We start from the raw sequence: 6,966 nt of genomic DNA, 5'->3' as shown, positions 1-6,966 counted from the left end.
CCACCAGATCCGCCACGACCCACCAACGAACCGCAGCCATCAAGTGTCCGACATGTCCCTACACACAACCGTCAGACATGTCCCTTCAGAACACACCCCCGAATCGGGCCAGGATCCTCCCCACATCGCTCGGTGCCGGTTGCGCATCCTCCCCAAACCGGTTTGGGGAGCGAAGCAGGGCGTTGCCGCCGGAGCGCGATGTCGGGAACGACATGAGGTAGTGGGCGAGTCGCGCCTCCGGGCGAGGCGAGCAGCCCAGTCCACTGCGGGGAGGATCCCATCCCTCAGAGGTCCAGGATCCTCCCCACATCGCTCGGTGCCGGTTGCGCATCCTCCCCAGACCGGTTTGGGGAGGCGACGGGTCCGGCGGAGCGAAACAGGTCGTTGTTGCCGGAGCGCGATGTCGGGAACGACATGAGGTAGTGGGCGAGTCGCGCCTCCGACAGGGCGCACGCGGGCGTGGGGTGCTTTGCGTGGATGACTAGTACGTGTCGTTGGCGACAGAGGAAAGTCGGTCGACGGGTGATCGTGGCTGACCTACGGTCGGTGGCATGAACGACGAAGCCATCGAGTTGGGGCGGCGGGCGGCGGCTCGGTTGCGGTTGCTCCCTACGCAACAGTTCGCGACGGGGTTGACCGATGCCGAGTTCAGCCGGATCGAGGACGAGTTCGGCTTCGGGTTCGCCGACGACCACCGCGCCTTTCTGGCCGCCGGCCTTCCGGTCGGCTCAGGGTTTCCGAACTGGCGCGACGGCGACCGGGAGACGCTCCGCTCGCAGTTGGCCTGGCCGGTCGACGGGACCTTGTTCGACGTTGAGCACAACGCCTTCTGGCACGACACCTGGGGCGGGCGGCCGACCGACCTGGCCGAGGCACTGACGATCGCGCGGGAGCGGTTGGCCGACGTACCGGTGATGGTGCCGGTCTATGTACATCGCTACCTGCCCGCAGGCCGGGGCACCTACGGGCATCCGGTGCTGTCGATGTACCAGACCGACATCATCTACTACGGCAGCGATCTCGCCGACTACATCGGGAATGAGTTCGCCGGGGCTGACCACGTCAGGACACCTCCGGTCGCCACCGTCGAGTTCTGGCGCGAGTTTCTCGACTAGACCGAGCGGATGCGGAAGATGGCGGCTCGGGCGTTGTGGCCGTCGACGTTCATCGGGATGACCTTGGTGGACAGGAGGTTGAGCTGGACGGAGCCGTTGCCGGGGAGCCAGTTGATGCGGTCGATGTCGCCGGGGAAGGCTTTTTGCTCGTTGGGCTGGCCGGTGGCGTTGCCGTAGTTGGGGTTGTTGGTGTCGGCGGTCCAGATGACCAGGCGGCCGAGGGCGTTGTGCGCCATGACGCGCTCGCGGTGCTGTTGTTTGAGCAGGTCCCAGTACTGGCGGCGGTACGCCTCTTGCGGTCCGTTGTAGGCGCCGTAGATGTAGTGCGTGTTGATGAACGTGAACACGAGCGCCGGGTTCGCGTTGTGCTGCAGGACGACCTCGTTGATGAAGCGTGGCGGGCTGACGTCGCCGACCTGGCCGTGCACCTTGGTGGCGAGCCGGGCGATCACGTTCCACGGCTGGGGGACCGAGATCGGCACCCGGTGTGCCTCGGCGTCGTACAGGAACGCGTTGTGGAACGCGTCGCCGAAGTACGAGGAGATGATCGCGGGCTCGCCGTCGTCGCCCTCGCTGATCTCCTGCCAGCCGACGAACGGGCGGTTGCCGGGGTCGGCGCTGCGGACGTCGCGGATCGCGGGTTCGCGGGCGGCCAGGTTGTTGCGGCCGATGTTCGCGGTCACCACCGGGAGCCGGATCCAGGCGCTGGCGGCGTCCGCGGGCGCGGCGGTGGCGGCTGCGGCGAGCGCACCACCACCGAGCGCGAGAGCCTGTCGTCGGGTGAACTTTCCAGTCATGCGTGCCTCCGCAAGATGGGCGTGGTCTTGCCGGTCGCACGCCAAGCTACGCAGGCAGGGGGTCGCTAGCCAGACTTCCAGGTGAACGTGTTCGACTTGTACGTACCGTCCGGACCGGTCACCGTGGCATACACCCGGTGGCCGACCATGTTGCACGGGAACCGGTCGTCGACCAGGAGATGACCCTCGCTGCTCGTCGTGAGGGTGGCTCCCGGGTTGAAGACCTTGCCGTCGACGTACGGAACGATCTTGTACTTCGTGTTCGGCTTGAGGTTCTCGATCCGGACCTGGATGAACGCACACTCCGGCGGCACACAGTCGTCGTACGTCGTCCCCGCGCCGCGCGACGCGACCACCCGCTTGGTCCGCTGATCCGCACCGACAGGCGTCCCGGGCAGGCTCGTCCACTTCCCGCTCAACGTGTCGCCGTTGGGCGCCCTGGTGATCGCGCGCACATAGAACGTGTACGTCGTACCGTCCTTCAACCCGGTCACGGTGGCCGAGGTGGTCGTCGAGGACACCTTCGGGGTGGCGGTCGCGGATCCGATGCTGACGGTGTACTTCACGAACGTCCCGTCACCCATCGTCGGCGCATCCCAGGCGAGCGTGAGCTGACCCGACGTACCGTCCTTGCTGACCACGAGCTCGCGCGGCGACTCGGCCTCGGCGTACGCCTTCTTCACCTGGTTCGACCGTACGGCGGGCCCGCTGCCGACCCGGTTCACGGCCCGGATCGTCACGTAGTACCCGGTCTTGCCCTCGAGTTCGGTGATCGTCGTCGACCGCGTGCTCCCGCTGACCGACTTCGAACCACCCGTCCAGCTCAGCTGGTACGACGTCACCGGCGCACCGTTCGGAGCGGCGGCTCGCCAGGTCACGGCCGGCCCGTCGGTCGCATACTTCGCGCTCACGCCGCCCGGCGCTCCCGGGACGCCCGCCTGGATGACCGGCTTCGTCGGCTTGACCGGCGGATCCTTCCGCGGCGGATCCTGTTTCTGGGGCGGATCCTCCTTCCGCGGGGGATCTTCCTTCCGTGGCGGGTCCGACTTGTGCGGGGGCGGCACCGGCACGTCCGGCTTGTTCGGGTGATCGTTGGCCGGCGGCGTCGACTTCACCGGCGGTTGCGGCGTGTGCGTCGGGACGACCGGCTTGTCCGAAGGCTTCGGAGTAGGCGTCTTGGTGGGATCCGGTACGCCGCCGTCGTCGGGGCTGCCGATATGCACCGGCTCGGCGCGTCCGTCGTGGTCGACGACCACGACGTTGTCACCCTTGCCGCTGTCGACGTACACCTTGGAATCGTCGCCACGGAACAGGTTCGGCTCGACCTTGTTCTGGTCGCCGGTCGGCTCGAAGCTCCCGACCTTGCGCCGGCCGACCTTGCCGTCGCGATCGACGGTGACCAGGTCCGCGTCCGTGCGATCCAGCAGGGCCAGCCCGCGCCCCGACGAGGCGATCGTGTCGTAGTTGCCCTTGGGGATCTTCGTCATGATCGGCGCGTCCGCCTTCTGCCCGGGCCGCCCCGGCAGCCCGATCAGGTGCACGACGCTCTGGTCGCGGTCCACGAACGCGATCCGCCCGTCGACGTCGTTCCCGGCGACCAGAGCGGTCTCCGGTACGTCGGTGCTCAGGTCGACATGCGCTCCGAACCCATCAGGCGTCAGGTCGTAGACCCGGTCGGCGGTGAGGTCGACGAACACGGCCTTCGCACCGATCGCCGTCAGCGCACCCTTGTGACCCTTCTGGACCGAGGCCGGGCAGGACATCCGGTCCGCCGTCAACGGCAACTGACACAGGTCGCCCTGGTCACTCTTGAGCACCCACAGCGTTCCGTCCGACGTCACCGCCGGATCCCCGAGCCGCCCACCCGGGTACGCCGTCGCCGGGTGCTCGCCGAGCCGCATCACCCGGCCGGTCTGCTGGTAGATCACGAACGCGTTCCCCGCGGACTCCAGCCCGACCGGCTTCTCGTCCGGTACCTCGATCGGGTTCGTCACGGTCAGATCCGACTCGCCGAACTGGTCGATCCGCGACTTCGACAGCACATAGGCGTGGGTGTCGGACTGCACCACCTGAGCGCCCGGCGTACCGGCGGGCAACGGAACCTGGGCGTCGATCGTCCGGCTCGAGCCGTCCAGGTGGAAGACCCGCCCGATCGCGCTGTTGTAGACCCAATGACCCGACTGGGTGAACTTGAACCCCGAGTTCGGGTCGCCGGCCCCGGTCAGCACGACCACGCTCATCAGCGCGACACAGCCGGCCACCACAGCCGCCAGCCCCGCGCGGCCCTTCCGGCCTTCCGGCGGATCAGCGCGACGCAGCAGGGTGGTGAGCCTCTGGAGGCGGATCATGGCTGACAGCCTAGGCGCGGGCGGTCCATTCGCGGTCCAGACTTCGTCCAGCCGGCTCTCGCGGCTAGCTCTTGCAGGTGGCACCGCGGATGCTCCGCGGCGTGCTGTAGAAGACGTCCCGGCCGTCCGTACCCTGCACCTCGAAGCAGTACTTCAATCCCGGACTCACCTGGACGGTCGACGTCGTCCCGGTCCCGCGGAAGATGATCTTCGGAGTCTTCGACCCCTGCTCCGCGGCGAACACGGCGTAGTTCAGCCCCTTGGCGAACTTCCATTTCAGCACCACCGTGGTGCCTTTGTCCTGCGGCGGATCCAGCTGGATCATCGGCGCCTCGGTCACCTGCGGAGCGGCCGAGACCGGCGGCGCCGTTGGTTGCTGCGTCACCGGAGTTTCGTTGCCCGGTCGCAGCACTATCGGTACGACGACCGCGAGCGCGACAGCCGCCGCGATCCCCACCAGCACCGCTTGACGTGGCAGCTTCCCTTGCCGCCGTACCGGCTTGGTCTTCGCGGACGCCGAAGCCGTTGCCACCGGCACGCTTCGACCCGCCGCCAGCTCATCCCGGAAGTCGTCGAAGTCCAGTTCGTCGGCAGCATTCGTCGTACCGCGCAACAACGTCTCGAACTCGCGCACCACGCCCGCCGCATCCGGCCGCGTCCCTGCGTCCTTGGCCAGCATCCGCCGCAACAACGCCGTCAACGCCGGCGGCACATCCCGCCCCGACACCTCCGGCGCCGGTTCCCGCAACACCCGCAGTACGACGTCGTCCGGCGTCTCGCCCGGCCTCGTCGGAAACGGCGACTGCCCGGTCAGCGCGAGATAAAGCACCGCGCCCAACCCATAGACGTCAGCCTCTTCCGACAACTCCCCGTCCCGCAGCACCTCCGGCGCCGTGTACGCCGCCGCCCCGGTCAGATCCCGCGGAAACCGCAACCGCAGCGCCATCCCGAAATCCGCCAGCACCGGCTGCCCATCCGGCCGCTCCAACACATTGCTCGGCGTCACCCCACCATGCACCAGCCCACCCTCATGAGCCTCCGCCAGCACCGACCCCAAGATCTGCCCCAGTACGACGACATCGCTGATCGGCAATCCCCGACCCGCGGCCAGCTCCACCAGCGACTGCGGACAAAACGCCATCCGCACCCCGGTCCGCCCGTCCGGCAACTCCTCCACCGCATCAGCCAGCAAAACCGAACCAGCCACCCGCAACCCGGCCAGCTTCGCCTGCTCAACCTCCACCGCGTTGAACGTCCGTCGATCCAGCCCCCGCGGATAGACCTTCAGCACCCCCAGCGCCCGATCACCCACCGGCGGCACCAAATACACCGAAGCCACCGGCCCCTCGGCCCGCAGCACCAGCGACTCAGGAGAAATCTCAGCCATCACCGTCATCTTCGCACCGATCCGGGGCCGCTACTGCTCGTCGGCAATGTCGACGTAGGCGCACCCATGAGCCAACAGAAACCTCAGGTCACCGAGCACGCTGGTCAGCGCCTCGACCGGTTCGACCGGTCGGTCCAGCTCGGCGAGGACGGAAGCGCGGACCTGACAGCTGTGCCACAGCGTCGGGGCCAGGGATCCCCACTGCCACAGTTCGTAGGTCTCCGGGTCGACCAACGCTGCCGGGCCGAGGCCAGGCAGACCGATGGCGAAGCGATCAGGTCGGGTCGGGCTGTTCCCCAGCCCCACGAACTGCACATCCATCCGATGCGTCCTGGCGAACTCCTCAGGGGCCCGGGTGACGTCGGCCAACAGACCGAGCTCAAGCAGAGTATCCAGATGGCTCTGAACCGCAGGGATCCCGGCGGACTCGGCCGTTCCGATCAGGTCGGTCGCTGTCCAGGGGCCCTTCCCGGCCTCCGCAGTCCCGTGGCTGAGTACCCAGGTCCCGAAGGCATCGTCGGACAGCCGGTGCAGCTTCCAGCCGATCCGGACCGATTGCGCAGGCCTGCCGTCGTCTCCCGGCCGTTGGCCGGCGTAGTGGCCGACGGGGAACAGAGTGGCGGTCATCAGGTGGTCCGCCGATCGACAAAGGCGGCCCGCAAACAGAGCAGGCCGTGCACGGAACGCAGCATGCCGCTCAGCACCTGACGCGGATCGGTCTCATCGGCGTTCGTCACACCGGCCGCCCGGGCAACCTCCGCCGCATCATGGCATCCCGCCCACAGATGCGGCGTCAGGTGCGACCACGTCCACACGTCGTACACGGGTGCCGAGACCTGGACGACGGGCTGACCGATCATGCCGATCGAACACATCCCCGGCTGCCCGGCGTCCGGTCCGAGCCCGGCCAGCAAGGGGATCAGCTGGTGCCGCTCCGCGAACTCGACCGCGTCGGCCGCGTCGGGATCGAGAGCCACCAGCAGCCGGTCCTCGAGCAGCCGCTCGACGATCTCGTTCACCACCGGCGCCTCGAGCCCGAACCGATCAGCGCTCCGAAGCACCGACTCCCGCGTCGGCCGGTCCCGATCATCGATGCCATGGGCAAGCAACCAGACCGCGAACTCGTTCGCACTCAGCTCGGCCACGTCGATCCCGGCCCGCACCTGCTGACGCCGGGTGGTCCCGTCGTCGCCGTACAGAGCGCCCAGATCATGGCCGATCGGCAGCAGCAATGCGTCCACCGGTTCCTCCTACCTTCCGTCTCCTCCAGCAGGCTAGGCACCGCCGGACCGCCGTCGACGAGAGCGGCAGGAACAGGA

Annotated in this window: 6 protein-coding genes; 1 reads left to right on the top strand and 5 read right to left on the bottom strand. The window is 68.0% G+C overall.

From position 1 onward, the window contains the following. Positions 1-551 precede the first annotated feature (551 nt). Entirely contained in the window at positions 552-1,115 is a 564-nt protein-coding gene (locus ACIA49_RS39765; protein WP_396383531.1) for a hypothetical protein, read from the top strand. Here the strand turns inward: ACIA49_RS39765 and ACIA49_RS39760 are convergent. The 5 genes from ACIA49_RS39760 to ACIA49_RS39740 all read right to left on the bottom strand — a co-directional run bounded on the left by ACIA49_RS39760 (position 1,112) and on the right by ACIA49_RS39740 (position 6,888). Beyond that, positions 1,112-1,912 (bottom strand): hypothetical protein, encoded by an 801-nt coding sequence (locus tag ACIA49_RS39760; RefSeq protein WP_396383530.1) that lies wholly within the window; start codon positions 1,910-1,912, stop codon positions 1,112-1,114. The two genes, ACIA49_RS39765 and ACIA49_RS39760, sit on opposite strands and share 4 nt — an antisense overlap. Before the next feature lie 65 nt (positions 1,913-1,977). Continuing rightward, positions 1,978-4,260 (bottom strand): fibronectin type III domain-containing protein, encoded by a 2,283-nt coding sequence (locus ACIA49_RS39755; protein WP_396383529.1) that lies wholly within the window; start codon positions 4,258-4,260, stop codon positions 1,978-1,980. A 64-nt stretch (positions 4,261-4,324) separates the two neighbouring features. Next, a complete protein-coding gene (locus ACIA49_RS39750; RefSeq protein ID WP_396383528.1) occupies positions 4,325-5,647 on the bottom strand; it encodes a serine/threonine protein kinase in 1,323 nt (440 codons plus the stop codon). 30 nt (positions 5,648-5,677) lie between these two features. Continuing rightward, the gene (locus ACIA49_RS39745; RefSeq protein ID WP_396383527.1) at positions 5,678-6,274 is read right to left on the bottom strand and encodes a hypothetical protein; all 597 of its coding nucleotides are present in this window, start codon (positions 6,272-6,274) and stop codon (positions 5,678-5,680) included. After that, positions 6,274-6,888 (bottom strand): hypothetical protein, encoded by a 615-nt coding sequence (locus ACIA49_RS39740; protein WP_396383526.1) that lies wholly within the window; start codon positions 6,886-6,888, stop codon positions 6,274-6,276. The genes ACIA49_RS39745 and ACIA49_RS39740 overlap by 1 nt, the downstream gene beginning before the upstream one ends. Positions 6,889-6,966: the final 78 nt, after the last annotated feature.

Source organism: Kribbella sp. NPDC051587, from assembly GCF_044453945.1.
GTDB lineage: Bacteria > Actinomycetota > Actinomycetes > Propionibacteriales > Kribbellaceae > Kribbella.
Note: the sequence above shows the minus strand (reverse complement) of the source record. Positions and strands in the feature narration are given on the sequence as shown.